Annotated in this window: 17 protein-coding genes; 3 read left to right on the forward strand and 14 right to left on the reverse strand. The window is 48.2% G+C overall.

All coding sequences use genetic code 11. The annotated features are described in order from the left end of the window. Positions 1-34 precede the first annotated feature (34 nt). The 5 genes from KTH90_RS10740 to KTH90_RS10760 form a co-directional block, all read right to left on the reverse strand. A complete protein-coding gene (locus KTH90_RS10740; protein ID WP_158352403.1) occupies positions 35-1,036 on the reverse strand; it encodes an ABC transporter permease in 1,002 nt (333 codons plus the stop codon). Beyond that, positions 1,033-2,019: an ABC transporter permease gene (locus tag KTH90_RS10745; protein ID WP_158352404.1), complete on the reverse strand. Its 987-nt coding sequence runs from the start codon at positions 2,017-2,019 to the stop codon at positions 1,033-1,035. The genes KTH90_RS10740 and KTH90_RS10745 overlap by 4 nt, the downstream gene beginning before the upstream one ends. 26 nt (positions 2,020-2,045) lie before the next feature. After that, entirely contained in the window at positions 2,046-3,542 is a 1,497-nt protein-coding gene (locus KTH90_RS10750) for a sugar ABC transporter ATP-binding protein (RefSeq protein ID WP_238726779.1), read from the reverse strand. 43 nt (positions 3,543-3,585) lie between these two features. Further along, positions 3,586-4,368, reverse strand: a complete 783-nt coding sequence (locus tag KTH90_RS10755) for an SDR family NAD(P)-dependent oxidoreductase (protein WP_238726780.1) — start codon at positions 4,366-4,368, stop codon at positions 3,586-3,588. 814 nt (positions 4,369-5,182) lie between these two features. After that, positions 5,183-6,016: a cation diffusion facilitator family transporter gene (locus KTH90_RS10760; RefSeq protein ID WP_238726781.1), complete on the reverse strand. Its 834-nt coding sequence runs from the start codon at positions 6,014-6,016 to the stop codon at positions 5,183-5,185. 474 nt (positions 6,017-6,490) lie between these two features. Between KTH90_RS10760 and KTH90_RS10765 the strand changes: the two genes are divergently transcribed. Both KTH90_RS10765 and KTH90_RS10770 read left to right on the forward strand, forming a co-directional pair. After that, on the forward strand, positions 6,491-7,942 hold the full coding sequence (locus tag KTH90_RS10765) for a nicotinate phosphoribosyltransferase (protein ID WP_158352409.1): 1,452 nt from the start codon (positions 6,491-6,493) through the stop codon (positions 7,940-7,942). A gap of 144 nt (positions 7,943-8,086) precedes the next feature. Then, a complete protein-coding gene (locus KTH90_RS10770) occupies positions 8,087-8,704 on the forward strand; it encodes a M15 family metallopeptidase (protein WP_238726782.1) in 618 nt (205 codons plus the stop codon). Here KTH90_RS10770 and KTH90_RS10775 read toward each other — a convergent pair. Continuing rightward, positions 8,661-8,870: a hypothetical protein gene (locus tag KTH90_RS10775; protein ID WP_158352411.1), complete on the reverse strand. Its 210-nt coding sequence runs from the start codon at positions 8,868-8,870 to the stop codon at positions 8,661-8,663. The two genes, KTH90_RS10770 and KTH90_RS10775, sit on opposite strands and share 44 nt — an antisense overlap. A 10-nt stretch (positions 8,871-8,880) precedes the next feature. Beyond that, positions 8,881-9,429, reverse strand: a complete 549-nt coding sequence (spoVT, locus tag KTH90_RS10780; RefSeq protein WP_158352412.1) for a stage V sporulation protein T — start codon at positions 9,427-9,429, stop codon at positions 8,881-8,883. Between the two features lie 230 nt (positions 9,430-9,659). On the opposite strand from spoVT, the gene KTH90_RS10785 reads away from it, so the two are divergent. Beyond that, complete coding sequence (locus tag KTH90_RS10785) at positions 9,660-10,064, forward strand: PH domain-containing protein (RefSeq protein ID WP_158352413.1); 405 nt, start codon at positions 9,660-9,662, stop codon at positions 10,062-10,064. A 179-nt stretch (positions 10,065-10,243) separates the two neighbouring features. On the opposite strand, the gene KTH90_RS10790 is transcribed toward KTH90_RS10785, so the two are convergent. The 7 genes from KTH90_RS10790 to KTH90_RS10820 all read right to left on the reverse strand — a co-directional run bounded on the left by KTH90_RS10790 (position 10,244) and on the right by KTH90_RS10820 (position 21,373). Then, entirely contained in the window at positions 10,244-11,275 is a 1,032-nt protein-coding gene (locus KTH90_RS10790; protein ID WP_158352414.1) for a peptidylprolyl isomerase, read from the reverse strand. 131 nt (positions 11,276-11,406) lie between these two features. Next, complete coding sequence (gene mfd / locus KTH90_RS10795) at positions 11,407-14,919, reverse strand: transcription-repair coupling factor (RefSeq protein WP_238726783.1); 3,513 nt, start codon at positions 14,917-14,919, stop codon at positions 11,407-11,409. A gap of 11 nt (positions 14,920-14,930) precedes the next feature. Beyond that, positions 14,931-15,503, reverse strand: coding sequence for an aminoacyl-tRNA hydrolase (gene pth / locus KTH90_RS10800; RefSeq protein WP_238726784.1), 573 nt, complete (start codon positions 15,501-15,503; stop codon positions 14,931-14,933). 379 nt (positions 15,504-15,882) lie between these two features. Next, positions 15,883-18,411, reverse strand: a complete 2,529-nt coding sequence (locus KTH90_RS10805; RefSeq protein ID WP_238726785.1) for a vWA domain-containing protein — start codon at positions 18,409-18,411, stop codon at positions 15,883-15,885. A 224-nt stretch (positions 18,412-18,635) separates the two neighbouring features. Further along, a complete protein-coding gene (spoVG, locus tag KTH90_RS10810) occupies positions 18,636-18,920 on the reverse strand; it encodes a septation regulator SpoVG (RefSeq protein ID WP_158352418.1) in 285 nt (94 codons plus the stop codon). Between the two features lie 63 nt (positions 18,921-18,983). Continuing rightward, a complete protein-coding gene (gene glgD / locus KTH90_RS10815; RefSeq protein ID WP_158346096.1) occupies positions 18,984-20,102 on the reverse strand; it encodes a glucose-1-phosphate adenylyltransferase subunit GlgD in 1,119 nt (372 codons plus the stop codon). Further along, entirely contained in the window at positions 20,102-21,373 is a 1,272-nt protein-coding gene (locus KTH90_RS10820; protein ID WP_158352419.1) for a glucose-1-phosphate adenylyltransferase, read from the reverse strand. Before KTH90_RS10820 ends, glgD begins: the two co-directional genes overlap by 1 nt. Positions 21,374-21,384 lie beyond the last annotated feature (11 nt).

Here is a 21,384-nt window from a genome sequence, read left to right on the forward strand (position 1 = left end):
TCAGGCAACCACCTCCCATAACCAGCCGCATCTGTCATGCGTCACTGTTTTTTCGCCTGAACAGGCTGGAAATTGCAAAACCGCTTCTGCGTTTCGCGTCATATCCTATGGCCAGCAGCAGAACTACCCCCATAAAGATCATCTGCCAGTAAGCATTGATACCAAGCAGGTTGAAACCATTGATGATAAAATTAAGGATCAGGATACCCAGCATGGTTCCCAAAATATTTCCCTGCCCGCCGTTGATGCTGGTGCCGCCCATGAGTACCGCTGTCACCACGTCAAACGCCGTATTCGTACCCGCGTCCGGTGAGGCGGAAATCAGCCTGGATGAAAAAATGATGCCGGCCAGGGCTGAAAGCACCGCGCTGACCACATACACAAGAATCGTGATCCGGTCCACGCTGATTCCGGCGATGTTCGTCGCTTTCGGATTCCCGCCGGTGGAGTAGATGAATCTGCCGTATTTGGTTGATTTCATGATCCATTGGAACAGAACGATGACCGCGATCAGGATCAGGATCGGGATCGGAATTCCCAGGAAACTGCCATGGGCCAGCTGGTCATAGCCTTTTGGAAATGTACTGACCGGTTTCCCTTCCGTCAGCACGTATATAATGCTGCGCAACGCCGTCATGGTCGCCAGCGTCCCGATAATCGGTTGAAACCTGGCTTTCGCAATCAGAATCCCATTGATAATCCCGATGACCACTGCCGCCAGGACGCCAAGTACCACCGCAAGCCCGAAGGGGATCCCATTTCCATAACAGATGCCGATCACCACCGGGACGATGGCCATCACCGTCCCAACAGACAGGTCGAATCCACCGGCTATAATAACCACCGTCATTCCCACGGCTATAATCGCCACCTCACTGATCCGGGTCAATACCGTCACGATATTATTCAAAGTGAGAAAGCTGGGTTTCATGATTCCCATGAAGAGAAACCAGACCAGCAGAAAGGCGACCAGAGCCAGCTCGTATCCCATCCGGCTCAATATGCCGGCCTTTTTTGTATTCTTCGACGCTTTCATTGTCCCTTTCCCCTTTCCTGATAGATCGCTCTCGCAGTATCCAGCAACAGCGCCAGTATAATAATCAATCCGGTAATCAGTCCCTGATAATTGGCGGAAATTTTCAGCAGTGTCATGCCGTTCAGGATCAGGCCCATCAGGATGGCGCCAAGAATTGTACCGTAGACAGTACCCTTTCCTCCCAGAAAGCTTACCCCGCCCAATACCGCGGCCCCGATGGCGTCCATCTCATACCCGGCACCTGCTGTGGGCTGGATCGCCCCGGTACGGCCGATAAATATCATTGCCGCCAGTCCGGTCAGGATCCCGGAAGCCATGAAAACCATCACTTTCGTCTTGTCCACCCGGATACCGGCCAGCTTCGCGGAATCCTCATTGCTGCCGATCGCGTAGACATGCCGGCCGAACTGGGTATATTTCATGATCATGGTGAACAAAATGAGCACCAGCACCAGGATACAGGCCGGCACCACCCCGTTTCCAAAGAACAAAAAGTCCTTCGGCAGGTTGGTTGTCCATTTTCCACCGGAATAGACATAAGTAATCCCGCGGAAAATGTTCATGGTAGCCAGGGTCACGATGATCGGTTTGACCTTCAGCCTGACAATCAGGATCCCGTTGATCCCGCCGCAGACGGCTCCGGCCGCCAGACAGATCAGCAATACCGCCCAGGCCGGAAGGCCCATCTTGATAAAAGACCCTGCTATGACACAGATCAGGCCCACCATGGATCCTACGGACAGATCCACGCCTTTCGCGATGATTGCTAACATCATACCTACGGAGATAATCCCGTTTACCGCGATCTGTTTGGATATATTTAATAAATTGGTTCCACTGAAAAAGGAATCCGACTGTATCCCAATAAATATGGAGATAAGAAAAATAAAGATCACTATTGTCAATTCCGGGGTATTGATCAGCGCACGCTTAAACGACTGCCCCGCACTTCTTTGAGTTTTGGCCGCAACTTCTTTTTTCACAACACCAACGCCTCCTTCACATCATCCTAATTTCTGTCCGCCCCAGTTGCATAACTCATAATTTCTTCCGGCGTCACGGCATCTTTCTCGAAAATACCTGCTGACCTGCCCTCATGCATCACCAGAATCCGGTCACTCATACCGATCACCTCCGGCAGTTCGGAGGATATCATGATGATGCCGTATCCCTGGGCTACCAGCTCATTCATCAGATCATAGATCTCCGCCTTGGCCCCCACGTCAATTCCACGGGTGGGCTCGTCGAAAATCAGGATTTTGGATTCGCTGGCCAGCCATTTCGCGATTACCACCTTCTGCTGGTTGCCGCCGCTTAAGTTCCTCGTCAGCTGTTCGATGGACGGCGTCTTGATCGTCAGCTTCTTTACATACTCTTCCACCAGGCTGCGTTCCTGTTTTGAGTGGATCACCGTATTATGCCTGTTCTTTGCCAATGCGGTCAGAGTACTGTTCTCCTGGACACTCATAAGAAGGACAAGCCCTTCCTCCTTGCGGTCCTCCGGCAAAAAGCCGATTCCCAGCTTCAGCGCCTCTTTCGGGCTACGGGGCATGGGCAGTTTCTTTCCGCCTATGGTGATCGCTCCGGAATCTGATTTATCGATCCCGAAGATCGCCCTGGCCATCTCGGTCCGTCCGGCTCCGACCAGCCCCGACACGCCCAGGATCTCTCCTTCATGGAGTTCAAAGCTTAAGTCTTCAAACGCTCCGGCAGTCGTTAGATTCTCTACCGCGAAGATAACATCTCCGATCTTATTTGTCCGTTCTTTGAAACGGATATTCACGGTACGTCCCACCATCATCACCAGAACATCGTCCAGCTTCGCATCCTCTGTATTTACCGATCCGATATATTCCCCGTCACGCAGCACACTGATCCGGTCCGATATCTCAAATATCTCATTAAACTTGTGTGATATGTACAAAACTGAAATTCCGTTTGCTTTCAGGTCCTTGACGATTCTCATCAGGGTCGAAACCTCATGCTCTGAGAGAGAAGAGGTCGGTTCATCCATGATGATCAGCTGCGCATTCATGGTCAGAGCTCTCGCTATCTCAATCAGCTGCTGGGTCGCCACCGTAAGTCTGCCGACTTTCTCCGTGGGTGCCACATGGACATCCAGTTTTTCCAGCACTTCTGCGGTCATGGCGTTCATCTTCGCCCAATCGATCGCGCCGTGTTTCTTCGGTTCCCGTCCCAGAAACACATTTTCCGCCACCGTGATATCCGGACACAGCGTGAGTTCCTGGTAGATCGTGGATATCCCCGCCTGCTGCGCTTCCCACGGATGATTCACTTTCAGCGGTTTTCCTTTCCACAGAATCTCACCCGACCAGCCCCCCAGGGCTCCTGTCAATATTTTGATCAGAGTGGACTTCCCGGCCCCGTTTTCGCCTACCAGCGCCAGAACCTCCGCCTCTTTTATGTCCAGCTGTACTTTATTCAGAGCGAGTACACCGGGGAATTCTTTCGTAATGCCGGTTAATTTTAACAACGTTTCGGCCACACGCTTCACCTCTTGCTTTCCTTAGATTCCGGTCTGTTTCCTCCTACCAAACCATATAACCGCCGTCCACCTGAATAATCGTGCCATGTACATAAGCAGAGGCCTTAGATGCCAGATAGAGAAGGGTTCCGGCCAATTCCTCCGGTTCCGCCATATGGCCTGCGGGGATCAGATCTTTCGCCAGATCATAAAAACCGGGATCCGCCTTAAAGAATTCTTTGTTGGGATCTGTCATAAAGTAGCCGGGAGCGATGGCATTCACATTGATGTTGTATTGCGCCCATTCACTGGCCAGCGCTTTGGTCAGGCCGTCGATGGCTGCCTTGGAGACATCGTAGGAACCGCCGTGTACCCCTTTGTTGATTACTTTTCCTGATATGGAAGACATGTTGATGATTTTCCCTTTTTTCCGCTTCAGCATTTCTTTCCCTGCGATTTTCGCGCAGATGAAGCTGCCGTTCACATTGATATCGATGACCCGCTCCCATTCCTGTAAGGAAGTATTATCCGGTGTCTTATTACAGCGGCCGATGCCGGCATTGTTCACCAGAATATCTAACTTTCCGTAACGGGCGATAATCTCATCCACGCACTGCTGTACTTCATCCTCGTGGGTGATATCCCCCAAAAAGCTCATGCAGTCATATCCGGCTTCCTTCATCTCCTGTTCCGTTCTCAGCAGGTCGTCTTTCTCGAAAGAAAACAGACATACTTTTGCTCCTGCTTTGGCCAGTGTGTTGGCGAACATTTTCCCAAGGCCCTTGCTGGCACCGGTAACCAGAGCTACTTCTCCAGTCAGATCGAATAACTCATTTACTATCGTCATCTTTTCAACCTCCTCGTAAATACTTCTTTTCCTGGTTTCTTTTGTTTCATTCCTTGCATTTATCATAAGGCGCCCGCCTTTTGATCCATTTCATGGCTGCTTTCCCGCCGCTTAATAAAATAGTTTTATTTAGCTCCCAACCCTTGTTGTTACAAGAATAATGATATACCATCACTTTTACCATGTCAATCATTTTTTAAAATTATTTTATAAATTATTTCTGTATAATTTTGGTAATTTATTTTTTATTTTTACGTACAAAATATACAAATTTTGTAAATTATATTATACATTAACTCCAAAATTTTCAAAAAACAGGGGATGTTTTAACCATTTTCCCAATTTCACTTATATATATAAATTCTTTTTACAATAGATTTTGTCAGCTAATAGAGAATCGCCCTTCTGTTCATCTTAACCATCAATATCGTCTCCACAGACTGTCTTGTATCAAACTTTTTATGAATTAAAATAAGATTGCACTTTATCCAGTCACAGTTTCTATTAAAAAATATAGCGCTAGAAAAAACCACGCTGACTATTTTTTATGCAAGATAATATATCTTAATGATATTAGCTGTTGGAAAATCAGCTGTGAGAAATAGACTATCAGAAATAGACTGTTAGATTTGAACTACTAGAAATAAACTATCTAAACGATCAAAAATCAAACGATACGAAATAAACTGTCAAAATTTAATCAAGACAGAAACCATCCCACCGCTTAGTTACCGGCTTCCCGTTTTCCCTCACTTCATCCGCTTACCAATTCAGACAGATCCCAGTACAAGGTAGCATCCATCTGCAGCTCCTGCTATATTTTCTGCTTAATGCTGGACAGGGTCTGGGTACCGCATCTGCTCTCCTCTGTCTGGGAATAATTCAGTTTAATATAGACCAATCTGTTTTCCGGACCATAGTCGTGCAGGGAAATCTCCTCCACAGATCTGGCCGGAATATACTCTGTAACTATCTGCATAATTTCTTCCTCAGTGGCCGGATCTGCGCCTTCACCCAACAGCAGAACCAGATTATCCCCAAAAGATCCGGCTCCCGATTTCAGAATCGCAGCCGATACGACGATTCCTAAAATCCCGTCAACCGGTAAGTCAGTATAGGGCGCCGCCAGAATACCTGCCAATGTGACCGCAGTCACAACAGCATCGGCCAGGTTATCGATCCGTATGGCTTTCAGGACAGATGAATCGATTTTGCAATTCAGCCGTTTCATATACAATGCCATACATATTTTGGCCAGGATACCGATACATAACGCTACGGCAGTCAAAACCGTAACCGTAATTTGCTGCGGGTTACGCATCCGTTTTACCGCGTCTATCAAGACAGATATTCCGGTAAATAAAATCAGCAGCGATACGACAAATCCACATATATATTCCATCCGTCCATGTCCATATGGATGTCTCTTATCTTTTTCCCTCGCCGAAAGCGAAAAGCCCAAAAATGCCACAAAAGACGAGGCGCAATCCGCAAGATTATTCAGAGCACCTGCAGTAATCGCCACACTGTTACTCAGCACACCGACCACCACCTTTATCATTACCAGTATCAGATTTACAAAGATTCCTATGACCCCGGACTTTTTGCCAGCAAGATCACGGCTCTTCGCGTGTGATTCTTCTATCATCGATTTTGCGCCTCCTTTCCTACTCATGGGCTTCATTCTAAAATATAAATCTGACTGTGCCGCTTATTCCTTATCCACACCCCAATAAATTACTATACAGTATAACAATTTCAGCCTGAAATAGTAACAGTTTGAAGGCATACAGGCACTCCTATACATCCATAACTGTTAAGATATCTCTGGGAGGGGACTGGCATCTTTCGGCAGTAACGCTAAAGTTTCAAGCAACTATGTGGAGAAAGGGGCCTGTCCCCTCCAAGCTGGCTGTAAATAAAAACCCAAAACTTGATATTTCCAGGTAACTGTGGTACTCTAAAGCAAAAATAAACAGGTTCTAAAAAAGGGGAAAAGGTGGAACCAAAGGCGTTCACCCATACCTGTATGTGCTGAAAAACGCACGCATGGAGGAACGGTTGAACCAAAGGCGTTCACCCATACCTGTATGTGCTGAAAAACGCACGCATGGAGGAAAATATGAGTACAATGAATTTGACATTGTTGACAGATTTTTATGAACTGACAATGATGCAAGGGTATTTCAAAAACAAGGCCAATGAAAAAGTAATCTTTGACGCTTTTTATCGGACAAACCCTTCCAATGGCGGATACGCCATTGCGGCAGGCCTGGAACAAGTGATCGATTATATCAGGAATCTGACGTTTTCCGCCGAAGATATCGATTATCTGCGTTCCGTGGGCAGTTTCGAAGAGGACTTTCTGGACTACCTGAGTACCTTCCGTTTCAGCGGCGATATCTATGCCATTCCGGAGGGTTCCGTCGTATTTCCCAGAGAGCCTCTGATCAAGGTTGTGGCCCCCATTATGGAAGCCCAGCTGGTGGAGACCGCGATCCTTACGATTATCAATCATCAGAGCCTGATCGCCACAAAGGCTTCCCGGGTCTGCTATGCAGCCAAGGGAAATGGGATCATGGAATTCGGGCTGCGGCGCGCCCAGGGCCCGGATGCCGGTATCTACGGCGCCAGAGCTGCCATGATCGGCGGCTGCATCGGTACTTCCAACGTACTGGCCGGCCAGCTGTTTGATGTGCCGGTGAAGGGCACCCATGCCCACAGCTGGATCATGAGTTTCCCCGATGAATATACCGCATTCAAAAAATATGCCCAGATGTACCCGGATGCCTGCACCCTTCTGGTGGATACCTACGACACTATCAAATCCGGGGTTCCCAACGCGATCCGGGTATTTACGGAAATGCGCGAAGCCGGAATTCCGTTAAAGAATTACGGAATCCGCCTGGACAGCGGCGACCTGGCCTATATGTCCAAGAAGGCCCGTAAGCTGCTGGATGACGCTGGGTTCACCGATGCCGTAATCTCAGCATCCAGCGATCTGGACGAGTATCTGATCGACAGCCTGAAAACCCAGGGCGCCCAGATCACCTCCTGGGGTGTCGGTACCAACATGATCACTTCCAAGGATTGTCCAGCCTTCGGCGGCGTCTATAAGCTGGCTGCCATTCAGGCGGAGGACGGAACCTTTATACCAAAAATCAAATTATCTGAAAATACAGAAAAGATTACCAATCCCGGAAACAAAACCATCTACCGGATCTACGAGAAAGACAGCGGCAAGATCAAAGCAGATCTGATCGCCCTGGTGGACGACAAGTTTGATCCCGCCCAGGACCTGAAGATCTTCGATCCCATCGAAACCTGGAAGAAAACCACATTAAAGGGCGGAACCTATGTAATGCGCGAGATGATGACCCAGGTATTCAAAGACGGCCGGTGTATCTACGAATCCCCGAAGGTCATGGACATCCGCACCTATTGCCAGCGGGAGCTGGATACCCTGTGGGATGAAGCCCGGCGTCTGATCAACCCCCACGAGGTGTATGTGGATCTCAGTAACCGGCTGTATGAAATAAAAAGCCAGCTTCTGGAGCAGATGAGCCAGTCTTAAGAATAACGGGATGCGGTGAGCATCCCGTTTTTATACCCTTCTTCCCGGGCAGCACCGCAGCAGACTGCTCCGTCCCTTCGTCGTGTATTTTCCTGGTTTCCTCCGCATATAATGAATTTAAATCCTCATGAAGGAGGTATTCCTTTGTATAAGAATTACGATATCCTGGTCAATAAGACGAACCGCCTTCCGGAAGATTATGTTCCCCTGGATTTGAGAGAGGTCCGCATTCCCTTTGATGCTCCCCCCGGCGATCCGAAAAGATGGATGCGCGAGGAGGCGGCGAAGGCCGCAGAAGCTTTGTTTGGGCGGGCTGCTGCTGCCGGAATTACGCTGTACGGCATCTCCGGTTACCGCTCCTATGAAAGACAGGCGCAGATCGTCGCGGATCGGCTGAGGGAAGCCGGTCCGGTGCATGTTGGTAAATATATCGCTCCGGCCGGGGGCAGCGAACACCAGACCGGGCTCTCTTTGGATATATCCTGTGAAGCGTCCGGGCTTGACCTTGTGGACGGTTTTGCCGATACCCAGGAGGGAAAATGGCTGAAACGCTATGCTCCCCTCTATGGATTTATACTGCGCTATCCGCGGCATAAAGAAAAAATAACCGGATACGCCTGGGAACCGTGGCATATCCGGTATGTGACTAAGCCGCTTTCCATGTATCTGACCAAGACTGATCTGACCCTGGAAGAATATCATGATCTGAAAACCTCTATCAGCGAAAACTGTCAGGCAGCTGATGCTGATGGAGTTGGCTGATAACCTGATCAATCCGCCTTTTTGGTTCATCTCCTTCACCAGGCTGACTCACGTAACTGATCAATTCTTCCTGCTTCTGTTCCGGAAGCGACGCATAGCAGTTCATGGCTTCCAGATCCATGGCCAGTGACATGGTAAATCCGATCGGCAGTTCTCCTTTTAGCATGTGGCACCTCCTATTGTTCCATCTGCCGGCCCAGGAAACCTGCTGCCGACATGGCTACTTTTTGTTCTACTTCTCCCATTTTTACTTTGGCATCCTTGCTGAACAGTATGACGGCTCCTATGGCGTCCCCCTCACAGATTATGGGGCTGACCACCTGGGCCGTATACTCTTCAGGATCTTCCGCCAGGATCTTGATGCATTTCCGGTTGTCTTTGCTGGCCAGCAGGGTTTCACGTTCGTCAATCATACTTTCCAGCTGTTTACTGATGGGCTGTTCCATAAAACCTTTTTTGGAACCACCGGCCACCGCGATAATCATGTCCCGGTCCGTGATGCATACGGTGTGTCCTGTCGTGTGAGCCAGCGACTCCGCATACTGTTTCGCGAACAGGCTCAGCTCGCCTATGGGAGAATATTTCTTTAATATGATTTCACCTTCACGATCCGTAAAGATTTCCAGTGGGTCACCTTCACGGATCCGGAGTGTTCTTCGAATTTCCTTAGGGATTACCACGCGCCCTAATTCATCTATTCTTCTTACTATTCCGGTCGCTTTCATAATGCCATTTTCCTCCATTTTACTTTTATCATTTATTCAACTTGTATCTTCAATGATGCTATTATCTGTAAAATGAGGGAAATTATTCTCCGAATCGACTCTTCTTTTAGTTGAATGAAATCGAATATTTTTACATCGCTCAAAGTAAAAAAGGTGTGGAACAGATTCTGTTTTTCGTATATAATGGAGAAGAAGAACGACGTAGACGGGATCTTCAAATGAGGTAGACTATGATTAAGATAAAAGGAAAGACAGCGATCTGGTTTTGGCTCATTGTGATCGCGGCCAATGCGTTTACACTATATGAGCTGCTGGTTGATCCGGACAGCGTGCTGGTTCTTGTGCTGGTTCTTATTATTATGAATCTCATATTTTTGCCGATCCTGATCCGGAACCGCGTTGAAATCCGGGACGATAAAATTTATCTGTATTTCGGTTTTTCTAAAGACAGTATGGAAATATCGTCCATCAAAGAAGTGAGGAAAACACATAATCCGATCGCTTCCAGCGCGGCTTCTCTGGACAGGCTGGTTATCCGCGGAACCCGGCAGGAGATGATGATCGCTGTGGTGGATAAGGAATTGCTGATTCAGGAGTTAAAAAGGAGAAATCCGTATATTGTAGTATCCATTTGAGAATGAATCGATCGCTAAAAGGGATCAGGAGTATATGCTTCTGATTCTTTTATTTTAAATAAGTAGCGTTTTAAAAAACCTCTGAACCGGAAGTTTGTCCCTTCCTGTCCAGAGGTCTGATTTATAGTTTTTCTATTTTCAAATTAGATATAACAGATATTACGATCAATATAATTCGATTACTGCTGTGCATCAGCCATCTTCACTTCCAGCGGCTGGTCAAAATTCACTTTACCCCAAACCTTATCATCCACCTGGAAATCAGCAGCATCTTTCCACTCCTGTATCTTCGCGCTGTAAGCTTCCGATTTTCTCTGGCTGACGATGGAATCCTTTTTTGTATCCGTAGCTTCCTGGTCGAACTTGCTGTCCAGACGCACCAGATAATATCCTGTGTCCGTCTCGATCAAATCCGCGAACTGACCTTCGCCAAGCTTATCAGCCGCCTCTTTTATCAGATCGTCATAGAGCGTATCGTCAGAACCATAGGTACCGGTATTGACCGTTTTCTCTACTGCTTGTGCAGCAGCATCAAAGTCGCCGGATTCCTTGGCCTGCGCCAGAACATCTTCTGCCTGCTTCTTAATCTGTGCCTTCTGCTCATCTGTAGTGTCAACGGAATTGCCTTCCGCGTCCTGGGTTTTGGTCTTATTGAAGAATACGTAGCTGATCTTCTTCTGGGCCGCTTCCTCATCACTGACATTCGTATCCACATCAGCGGTCATGGGATCGTACATCTTCTTCTGAATCGTATATAGCTTCATGAACTCTTCCACAGTTTCCTGGGTTGCACTCATGGCTTTCAGCGTCTTTTTGTCATTGGCTTCCAGAAAAGCGGCAGAGGAGTCACTGATCTTCTTCATTTCCTCGTCACTTAACGAAACATTGTAATCTCCCATATGCTCCTGGAGCAGATACATTGTTTCTATGGTATCGATGGCACCCTCTTTTGTGGAAGATGCGTAAGTCTTACCTTCTTCTCCGGTGGACTGATTCCACATGTCTTCACCGATATACTGTTTATAATAGGTCTCCATCTGGGCCTGCTGGTATTTCAGATAAAAATTAGCAACCCCCAGTTTGATTTCCTGTCCGTTTAATGTCGCTACTGTCGCGTCCGCTTTCACACCTGCAGAGCAGCCGGTCAGTGCCAGCGCCAGAACGCAGAATGTGCAGATCACCGTAACCAGTCTTTTGTTTCCAGATTTCATGATATCCTCCTAGTACCTATTAGTTTCTCTTATCACCCGCCCCTACAGGAAACGGGATACTGCTTTGTTTATGCGATGCTAAGGGCACCGCAAAAATCCATACAACCGTTTTTAATTATAGCCCGTTTTTCTCAATTTAGCAACGACTTTATCTCATTTAACAGTTTTTTCACGATCGTAAAGACGTCCTCGTTTCTGGAATTTACTTTGCGGTAGGTGAAGTAAGGATTCGTCTCCACCTTAAACGTTAATGACTGCTTTTCTTTTTCCAGAAGCGCCGGTATTCTGGCCGGATCCACATGCGCCTTTTCGTACATGGTAAATCGGATCTCGTCTCCGCGCTGGGCGATATCTATCACATAGACACTGCGGGCCAGGGCTTTCAGCCTGGCGATCTCCAGCAGATTCTGTACGGACTTCGGCGGCTCGCCGAAACGGTCGATCAGCTCTTCCAGAATATCTTCACATTCCTCGCTGTTTTCGATGCCGGCGATCCGTTTGTAGATGTCCAGTTTCTGGAATTCACTTCGGATGTAGGTCGGCGGAATGAATGCGTCTACATCCAAATCAATGGCTGTGTCATAACTCTCCTCGGGCTGCGTACCTTTGACCTGCTTCACTGCCTCATTTAACATTTTACAGTAAAGGTCGTATCCGACAGCCTCCATGTGACCATGCTGTTCTGCGCCCAGCAGGTTGCCGGCGCCGCGGATCTCCAGGTCCCGCATGGCGATCTTGAATCCGCTTCCCAGCTCCGTGAACTCACGGATAGCGTGGAGACGTTTCTCCGCCACTTCTTTTAACATCTTATTGCGCCGGTACATGAGGAACGCGTAGGCGGTCCGGTTAGAACGCCCCACCCGTCCCCGCAGCTGATAGAGCTGGGAGAGCCCCATATTATCGGCATCGTGAATGATCATCGTATTTACATTGGGAATGTCCAGACCGGTTTCTATGATCGTGGTGGACACTAAGACATCGATCTCCCCATTGATAAAATCAAACATGATCCGTTCCAGCTCGTGTTCCTTCATCTGGCCATGGGCAAAGGCTACATTGGCCTCCGGCACCAGACCGGCCACCTGGTTGGTAATCTCATCGATGGTGTTTACCCGGTTATATACATAATATACCTGGCCGCCTCTGGCCAGCTCCCGATTGATCGCCTCCCGGACCATCTCCTCGTTATACTCCATTACATAGGTCTGGATCGGTATCCGGTCCATGGGAGGCTCTTCCAGCACGCTCATATCACGTATCCCGATCAGGCTCATATGAAGTGTTCGAGGGATAGGCGTGGCAGTCAGGGTCAGCACGTCGATATTTTCCTTCAGTTTCTTAATCTTTTCCTTGTGAGCCACACCGAAGCGCTGCTCTTCATCCACGATCAGAAGCCCCAGATCTTTAAACTCAAGATCTGCGGACAATACCCGGTGGGTGCCGATCACGATGTCCACAAATCCCTTTTTCAGATCCTGAATCGTATTCTTCTGCTGGGCAGGCGTCCGAAACCGGGACATGAGATCCACCCTAACTGGGAAATCCTTCATCCGCTGGGTAAAAGTAGCGTAGTGCTGCTGTGCCAGAATCGTGGTGGGCACCAGATATACCACCTGTTTTCCTTCCTGTACCGCTTTAAATGCCGCCCTTAAGGCGATCTCCGTTTTTCCGTAGCCCACATCCCCGCAGATCAGACGGTCCATGATCTTTTTGCTTTCCATATCCCGCTTGGTCGACTCGATAGCCAGCAGCTGGTCCTCCGTCTCCTCAAACGGAAACATTTCCTCGAATTCCTTCTGCCAGACCGTATCCTGTCCATAGCAGTAACCTTCCTTTTCCTGGCGGGCTGCATAGAGCTCCACCAGATCCTTCGCGATCTCCCGTACCGCCCCCCGTACCCGGGTTTTGGTCTTGCTCCACTCCTGGGTTCCCAGCTTATTTAGCTTCGGCTTCTTCGCATCGGCGCCGGCATATTTCTGGATCAGATCCAGCTGCGTGGCCAGGATGTACAGGTTCCCCCCGGATGCATACTCGATCTTGATATAATCCTTTTCCACCCGGTCCACTTCTACCTTTTCGATTCCCCGGTAGATGCCCAGCCCGTGATTTTCATGTACGACATAATCCCCGACACTCAGATCAGAGAAGCTCTGGATCTTCTGTCCCTCATAGGTCGTATGCTTTTTCTTTTTCCGCTTTTCTTTTCCAAAAATGTCAGTTTCCGAGATCACCACAAACTTGATCAGCGGATACTCATATCCCCGGTGCACCTGTCCATAGACCACCATAACTTCGCCCGGAGCGATCGGACGGTCCAGGTCTTCCGTATAAAAACTGTTGATATCATACTCCCGGAAATCCTCGGCCAGCCTTCTGGCCCTCGTTCTGGACGCAGCCATCAGGCACACCCGATAGCCGCTCTTCTTCCACTGCTTCAGATCTTTGATCAGCAGTTCGAAGCTGTTATTGTAAGGATTGACCGACTTGACCTCAAAATAAGATTTCTGACTGAATTTAAACTGCTCCACTTTCTGATCCAGCATACAGAAAGCCACGCTGTTCCGTCCATGAATCTTTGCCAGAAATTCCTCAAAACGCAGCAGTACATGAACCTGTCCCGGCAGCACATAGCCCTTTTCCAGGCGGGTCATCATGCTCTCCTGGAATTCGAATTCCACCGCGCCGCCCTTCTCCGCCAGCCGGGCCGGCTCATCCAGGCAGAACAGCGTCTTCGAGGCGTCAAAATATTCCAGGAAGCAGACCGTATCCTCATAAAAATATCGGATATAACTGTCCACCCCCGTATTTCCATTTACATTATCCAGCTCTTCCCGCAGTGTCTGAAGCGCAGTATGAATACGGTGCGCCTCCTCGGTCTTCATCTGCTTGCGAAGGGCAGCCTCATACTTTTTACTGTCCTTCTCGATAGCCCTAAGCCCTCCGGCTTTTCGTTCCTCCGTCAGAATCAGCTCGGTAGCCGGATAAATCCGCACCTCTGGCAAATTCTCAATGGACCTCTGGCTTTCTACGTCAAAACTGCGGATCGAATCCACTTCATCGTCCCACAACTCGATTCTGAGCGGTGTTTCCTCTGTCAGCGGAAATATATCAATAATCCCACCCCGTACGGCAAACTGTCCGCTGCCCTCCACCTGCGCCGTCCGCTCATATCCCAGACTCACCAGACGGACTTTCAGTTCATCCAGGTCAAGCTTCCCCGTATCCTGAATACGAATCACCTGCTCCTCGAACGCCTTCAGAGGCAGCACATGTTCCATACAGGCATCCACCGTCGTAACCACCGTCACATCCGGCTGGGTCAGCAGCGCCTGGATCACTTCCATCCGCTGCTTGACCAGCAGATTACTGTGGATATCCGCCTGATAGAACATCAAATCCCTGGCCGGATACAGCAGGACATTCCGATCAAAGAACCGGTAATCCTCGTAGATTTCCTTCGCCTTCTGATCACTGTAGGTGATAATCACCCGGTTTGCCAGATCCCGGGACAATCCATAGATCAGATGTTCCTTCTGGGAATCGATACAGCCCGAAATCTGCAAAATCCCCCGATTCTTCTTCAGTTTATATTTAATGTCCTCAAACTCCTTCAATTGAAGGAAGGGATCCAAAAAAGTCTGCACGACCTACACCTCTAATTTTTCCTCTGGTTATATTTATTCATGGCTGCTTCTACATTATTCGAAAGAATTTCCTCAATCGCCTTTACCGAGCGCAGCAGCGCGTCATCCACCTCCGCCCGCTCGGCTTTTGGAAACCTCTGCAGCACATAATCCGCCAAATCCATACCTTCCGGCTTCTCCCCGACCCCGATCCTGATTCTCACAAAATCCTGGGTTTTCAGATGCGCAATAATATTCTTCATCCCATTATGCCCGCCCGCGCTTCCTTTCTGCCTGATCCGCAGTTCCCCCGGCTGTATATAAATATCATCATACAGCACCACCAGCCCGTTCTCCGGCTTCCCCTTATAAAAATCCATAACCTCCCGCACACATTCCCCGCTTAAGTTCATAAAGGTCTGGGGCTTCACCAGCACCACCTGCTCCCCGCAGATCTTCCCCTGACCGATCAGCCCCTTAAACTTCCTCTTATTTATGGCAATATGGTTCCTCTTTCCCAACAGATCCACCGCATCAAACCCCACATTGTGTCTGGTCTTTGCGTATTTTAACGTAGGGTTACCCAAGCCTACTATCACATACATTCTGTACACTTCCTTATCTTTATACTTATCTTACACGGAAATCCTAACCCTTATTCTACCGAACCAGGCTTCATTTGTCACGCGCTTTTTCCAAAGAGAGGCGCCATCCCCGAAGGAGACAGCTGTCTGTAGGGCAGGCGCTTCCGGCAGTCCGGACACCAGAGCTTAAAAAAGAGTTTCGCTTGCGAAACTCTCCGCCTGCGGCGGGCCGCGTAAGCGGCATCTTCCTTTCCGCCGCAGTGCGATCCCGCGGAGCGTTTTTTATTTCATAGGAGCACTTTCCTATGAAACAAAAAACAGCCGGGACTATCCCGGCTGTTTCCTGGCTGGATACCTTACAGGCATCAGCTCCGCAAAGATCACCGCACCTGGTATGGCATCATTTCATACAGCAGCATTTTTTACAGCCTTTGGGCTGACAAGGCGTGTAATAAATCTTGATTATATTTTGTCCGTCGCATAAGGACAAACGCTCAGGACGGGCACATAAAAAACAGTAACATGGAATCTGTATGATTTCGGATATCACGGAAATATCTGCACAAAGGGAAACAGGTTCTACTAGTTTATCCGGATGAATCCTGCACCCGGTACAATGATCCAGATACTGTACAGTATAAGACCCAAACCCCTCCTGCACAAGAACGCCTGCTTGATCATACAGCCTTCTGCCTTCTGTCTCCAGAACAGCAAAATCACTGATTGAGGTATCTTCACAGGTGATCGGGTATTGGAATGTGAATTCCAGCGAATCCCTGGCGGCTACGGTAAAGTTTTGTGCCAGTATCCGGCGTCCGGCATCCGCCACGGCCTGTTCTATCGTCCGCGCTCCATGGGAATCATACAGCAACGGGAATACAAGCGGGGCATCTGTATAATTAGTAACCACCACACGATAATACGCCTGCTGGCACACCGAAATCTGTGTTGTCTTAAAAATAATATTGTCAGGCGAAGCACCCACAAATTTTTCCACGGTAAAATCAGAATCACAGGCCACGATCGGCGTGGGGAAGAACAGTGTGCGCGGCTCGTTGTCATAGCTTAAATCCGGTGTGGAAGCAGTCAGGTGATTCGGCTCGATAAAGCTTACATAGGTTTCCCCATCGTTGTCGGTATGCAGATGATCGCCGTGAGCTGCCCCTTTATTTCTAATCTGATAACTAAGGTGCAGGATTATCTCGCTCTCCGGGGACATTGGCGGAAAAGGGATTTGTCCGAGAACCACCGTAATAACACCGTTTGATACATTGGCATTCCCTACATCCGGCAAGAGCGCGGGTTTTACATAAGCAGTGTAGCCTGGATCAGCGGGGTCGGTAATCTCCGGTTCATTGACGGATTTCAGTTTTATGCCGTCCTGTTCTCCTGTTATCCGAATAGAATCGGGGACATATTCAAACAGCGCGGTGTTGATAACATCGTGTATGGTAGCGCTTATTCCTCCGGAAACTACCAGCATAAATTGTATAATCCGTTCCAGTTCCTCAATAATGGGGCTTGGCGCCCCCTGCTCAACAGCCTGCCGTAAATACGTTCCGGTAGAGGCAATGGTACTCATGATATCAATCACATCCTGCCGGGTGTATGGGCCTGGTGTTTGGGCATCTATCTCAATTCCCAGTACAAACAGGGAAGCGTTACCGTCGGAAGGATCTTTAATGCGCCGGCCTATTTCATACGCGCGCTGCATTGCTATAATCAGTTCCTCATTTGTCGCTGACCGGTTGTTAATTTCCCCGATCAGTGTTGGCACCGTCTGTTGAAGGTACAGGAAATATTTCCACAGACCGCCCGGTATATCCGGCACAAAATCATCGTTCACACTCGTTTGCACGGCGTAGGTGCCCGCATACTCCGGATTGATGGAGCGGTTAGCCTGGCCGTCTGTAATGAGAATCACTGCCCGGCGATAAATATCATCCGACTGCGCAAAACCCGGTGTGTGCAGAAGGGTGTACGATTCTTTCAATCCTGCTTCCGTGTTGGTATCTTCGCCATAGGGGATCGCCCAGATCAAATTGTCCAGAATGGTGTTATTTTCATATCCCGTATCATTCATGCTATACGGAAGCTGTGCGGATGTCAGCGGTGTGCCTGATGCTACTGCTTCTATAAAGTTTCCGGTGTATTTTGACGGATCTGATGCGTATATCGTATTCAGATAGTTCTGCAAAATAGTATCTGGCTTTGCAGAACCGTCGGAATTGTAAATATCGGAATATTGGATTTTGTAATAGTTATAGAAATTATACAGGCTTTGCTGTATATTTTCAGCCATAGGAGCGGACTGTTCCATATACGTGGGGATATCTGTTGTGTTTACATACGCATTATTACGGTATCCCAGAATTTGTCCTATCATATGGCCGGTCGTGGTACTCCTTCTCCATGTGAAAAAGGTCCCCAGATAATTATAGGCCAAGCCTCCCCCTGGAAGCGGTACAAACGCATCGCGCGCATAGGGGACAATGGTTACAGCAGTGTCTTTATTTGATTGCCAAAGCATATTGATTGTCTGTATCAACGCTCTTTTCGCCAGAACCATCTTGCGGCTGCTTCCGCTCATCATACTGGACGTAACGTCAAGAACGAATATTACATCCAAAGAATGCGGCGGATAATAGGAAAACACGAGAGGTTTTGCTTTTACATCAAGCGTCACTGCAGCTTCGCATCCTCCCACGGCTCCTTTTGATATTTGAAGGCGGTCTTCAAATCGGATCATACCGCCTGCACCATTGTCATATGCCGCATCGTATACCTCTGTTGTACCTGACGTAATCCAGTAATCCGGGTCTGTCGGGTTATCGGTGGGACGGATCAGATCATATCCGCCGATAAAAGCGGGATTTTCTTTGCCTGGTCCCTGGAATGGACAGGGTATACTGTCGAATTTTATCGGCATTTAGAAAACTCCTTTCATATAAATCATATCAAGAATATGATACACCATATTATATTCAAAGGTTTTCCCACTTGTGATGATTATTCTTTGAGGGTATTGGCGAAAGAATTCATAGCTATAAAAAAGAACATTCCCCCGAGACAGTCAGGTGTAAAAACTCCTGACGCCTTCGGGAATGTTCTTTTTTAGTGGCTCTTCACATCACCAGAGCTTACGGCTCCCCGCTACAGCTCTGAAACCTCCTCGGGTGCGTTCAACAGCGCATCCTCATATTTTTCGAGAATCATCTGCTGGATCCGCTCTCTTGTCTGGGAATTGATCGGATGGGCGATGTCCCGGTACTCGCCGTCCGCGGACTTTCTGCTTGGCATCGCGATAAACAGCCCTTTATCACCTTCGATTACTTTGATGTCGTGTACTACAAATTCCTCATCGATCGTGATTGATACAACTGCCTTCATTTTACCTTCTTTCGCTACTTTTCTTACCCTTACATCCGTAATTTCCATGTACGTTTGCCCCTTTCCTACGTCTTCTCTTTTGTGTTTAAGTTAGCTAATTTATACTCCTTATCAAATTACATATCTTTCATTCTTTTCGACAACTACCTTGACCCCGTCTTCTCCGCAATAATAGGAATTGGCACGGATGGTATCCCGGCTCTCTACAATGCAGTTTTCAATGTGGGTGTTATCTCCAAGATAGACATCGTTCAGTATGATCGAGTTCTTTACCACACAGTTGTTGCCGACAAATACTTTCTTAAACAGAACTGAATTCTCCACTGTCCCGTTGATGATCGACCCGCTGGACACCAGGCTGTTTCGTACGTTGGCTCCTGCGTTGTATTTGGCGGGCGGCAGATCCTCCACCCTGGAATAAATGTCCGGATACTGATGGAAGAAATAATCTCTGACTTCCGGTTTCAGGAAATCCATGTTGGTCTTATAATAGGCCTCCACTGTGGATATATTGCTCCAGTATTCTTTGATCTTGAATCCGTAGATCCGCTTCAGATTCTTATACCGGATCAGAATGTCTTTGACAAAGTCATGACGGTCTTCCTGGGCACATTTCTCGATCAGTTCGATCAGCTGGCGCCTGCGTATCACATAGACACCGGTGGAGATGGTATTTGACTGGGAAACCATGGGTTTCTCCTCAAACTCTTCGATCCGGTAATCTTCATTCATCTTCACTACGCCAAACCGGGTGGTGTCCTCGTAACTGGGCACTTCTTTGCATACCACTGTGATATCGGCTTTCTTTGCTATATGGTATTCCAGCACCTCATTGTAGTCCAGTTTATAGATACCGTCTCCGGAAGCGATTACCACATAGGGTTCATGGCTCTTCTTCAGGAAATCCAGATTCTGATAGATAGCGTCCGCGGTTCCACGATACCACCAGCTGTTGTCCGCCGTGATGGTAGGGGTAAATACAAACAAGCCTCCCTGCTTTCTTCCGAAATCCCACCATTTGGAAGAACTTAAATGCTCGTTCAAAGATTTGGCGTTATACTGGGTCAGCACAGCCACTTTCTGGATATGGGAATTGGACATGTTGCTCAGCGCAAAATCAATGCTTCGGAAGCTTCCGGCCACAGGCATGGCTGCGATCGCCCGTTTTTTGGACAGTTCTCTCATCCGGTTATTATTTCCACCTGCTAAAATGATTCCTATCGCCCTCATCACATATCACCTGCCTTCGTCAACGTCTCGCCGCTTTCCAGCACACCATCCGGATAGTCGTCCGGTTTGGTGATTCCTGCGATCGCGGTATTCTTTCCAACCTTCACTCCGGAAGGAATATAAGTATTCTCTCCAATGGTCACAAGACCGAAAGAGTAGATCTTGGGCTCCGTCTTGTTCGGCACATCCTCACCGATCCCCAGCTGAACATCATGATCGATTTCCACATTTTCGGCAATGATCGCTTTGTCAATCATAACATTTTCACCGATCCTGGTATTCTTCATGATAATAGAATCCCTGACCACGCTTCCCTTTCCAATGATAACACCCGGACTTATAACAGAATTAATCACCTCTCCATAGATATCCGCGCCGTTGCCGATAATGCTGCGCTCGATTCTGGCATCTGACGACACATACTGCGGAGGGATCACATCACTCTTTGTGTAAATCTTCCAGAATTCTTCGTAAAGGTTAAATTCCGGAATAATGTCGATCAGTTCCATGTTGGCTTCCCAATAGGAGCCCAGTGTCCCGACATCCTTCCAGTAACCGTTATACTCATAGGCAAACAGACGGTTGCCGTTCTCATGGCAGTAAGGAATGATATGCTTTCCAAAATCACAGCTCGGCTGGTCGGACATGGCCAGCAGCGCATTTTTCAAAATCTTCCAGCTGAATATGTAGATACCCATGCTGGCCAGATTACTTCTGGGTTTCTCCGGCTTTTCCTCAAATTCCTGGATCTTGCTGTTCTCATCGGTGATAACGATGCCGAAACGGCTGGCTTCTTCCATCGGAACCGGCATAGCTGCGATCGTTATATCCGCATTGTTTTCTTTGTGGAAGTCCAGCATCACCTCGTAGTCCATCTTGTAAATGTGATCACCGGAAAGAATCAGTACATACTCCGGATTATAGGTTTCCATGTAATCCAGATTCTGATAAATCGCGTTGGCTGTCCCAGTATACCATTCACTGCTTGTACTCTTTTCATAAGGAGGCAGGACGGTCACTCCACCGATATTTCGGTCTAGATCCCAGGGAATTCCGATACCGATGTGCGTATTCAAACGCAGCGGCTGATACTGAGTCAGGACACCAACCGTATCAATTCCGGAATTGATACAGTTGCTTAGTGGAAAATCAATAATTCTATATTTTCCTCCGAAAGCTACCGCCGGCTTGGCCACTTTCTGAGTTAGAACTCCCAGACGGCTCCCCTGTCCTCCGGCCAGCAGCATCGCAATCATTTCTTTTTTTATCATGCAATCACTCC

The sequence above is a fragment of the Diplocloster modestus genome (genome assembly GCF_019042245.1).
Classification (GTDB): domain Bacteria; phylum Bacillota; class Clostridia; order Lachnospirales; family Lachnospiraceae; genus Diplocloster; species Diplocloster modestus.

Excerpts from the sequence above, each read along its gene's own strand:
- KTH90_RS10740 (WP_158352403.1), bottom strand. The coding sequence starts at position 1,036 with ATGAAAGCGTCGAAGAATACAAAAAAGGCCGGCATATTGAGCCGGATG.
- glgD (WP_158346096.1), bottom strand. The coding sequence starts at position 20,102 with ATGAGGGCGATAGGAATCATTTTAGCAGGTGGAAATAATAACCGGATG.
- KTH90_RS10820 (WP_158352419.1), bottom strand. The coding sequence starts at position 21,373 with ATGATAAAAAAAGAAATGATTGCGATGCTGCTGGCCGGAGGACAGGGG.
- spoVG (WP_158352418.1), bottom strand. The coding sequence starts at position 18,920 with ATGGAAATTACGGATGTAAGGGTAAGAAAAGTAGCGAAAGAAGGTAAA.
- KTH90_RS10805 (WP_238726785.1), bottom strand. The coding sequence starts at position 18,411 with ATGCCGATAAAATTCGACAGTATACCCTGTCCATTCCAGGGACCAGGC.
- spoVT (WP_158352412.1), bottom strand. The coding sequence starts at position 9,429 with ATGAAAGCGACCGGAATAGTAAGAAGAATAGATGAATTAGGGCGCGTG.
- pth (WP_238726784.1), bottom strand. The coding sequence starts at position 15,503 with ATGTATGTGATAGTAGGCTTGGGTAACCCTACGTTAAAATACGCAAAG.
- KTH90_RS10755 (WP_238726780.1), bottom strand. The coding sequence starts at position 4,368 with ATGACGATAGTAAATGAGTTATTCGATCTGACTGGAGAAGTAGCTCTG.
- KTH90_RS10790 (WP_158352414.1), bottom strand. The coding sequence starts at position 11,275 with ATGAAATCTGGAAACAAAAGACTGGTTACGGTGATCTGCACATTCTGC.
- KTH90_RS10760 (WP_238726781.1), bottom strand. The coding sequence starts at position 6,016 with ATGATAGAAGAATCACACGCGAAGAGCCGTGATCTTGCTGGCAAAAAG.
- KTH90_RS10785 (WP_158352413.1), top strand. The coding sequence starts at position 9,660 with ATGATTAAGATAAAAGGAAAGACAGCGATCTGGTTTTGGCTCATTGTG.
- KTH90_RS10765 (WP_158352409.1), top strand. The coding sequence starts at position 6,491 with ATGAGTACAATGAATTTGACATTGTTGACAGATTTTTATGAACTGACA.
- KTH90_RS10775 (WP_158352411.1), bottom strand. The coding sequence starts at position 8,870 with ATGCTAAAAGGAGAACTGCCGATCGGATTTACCATGTCACTGGCCATG.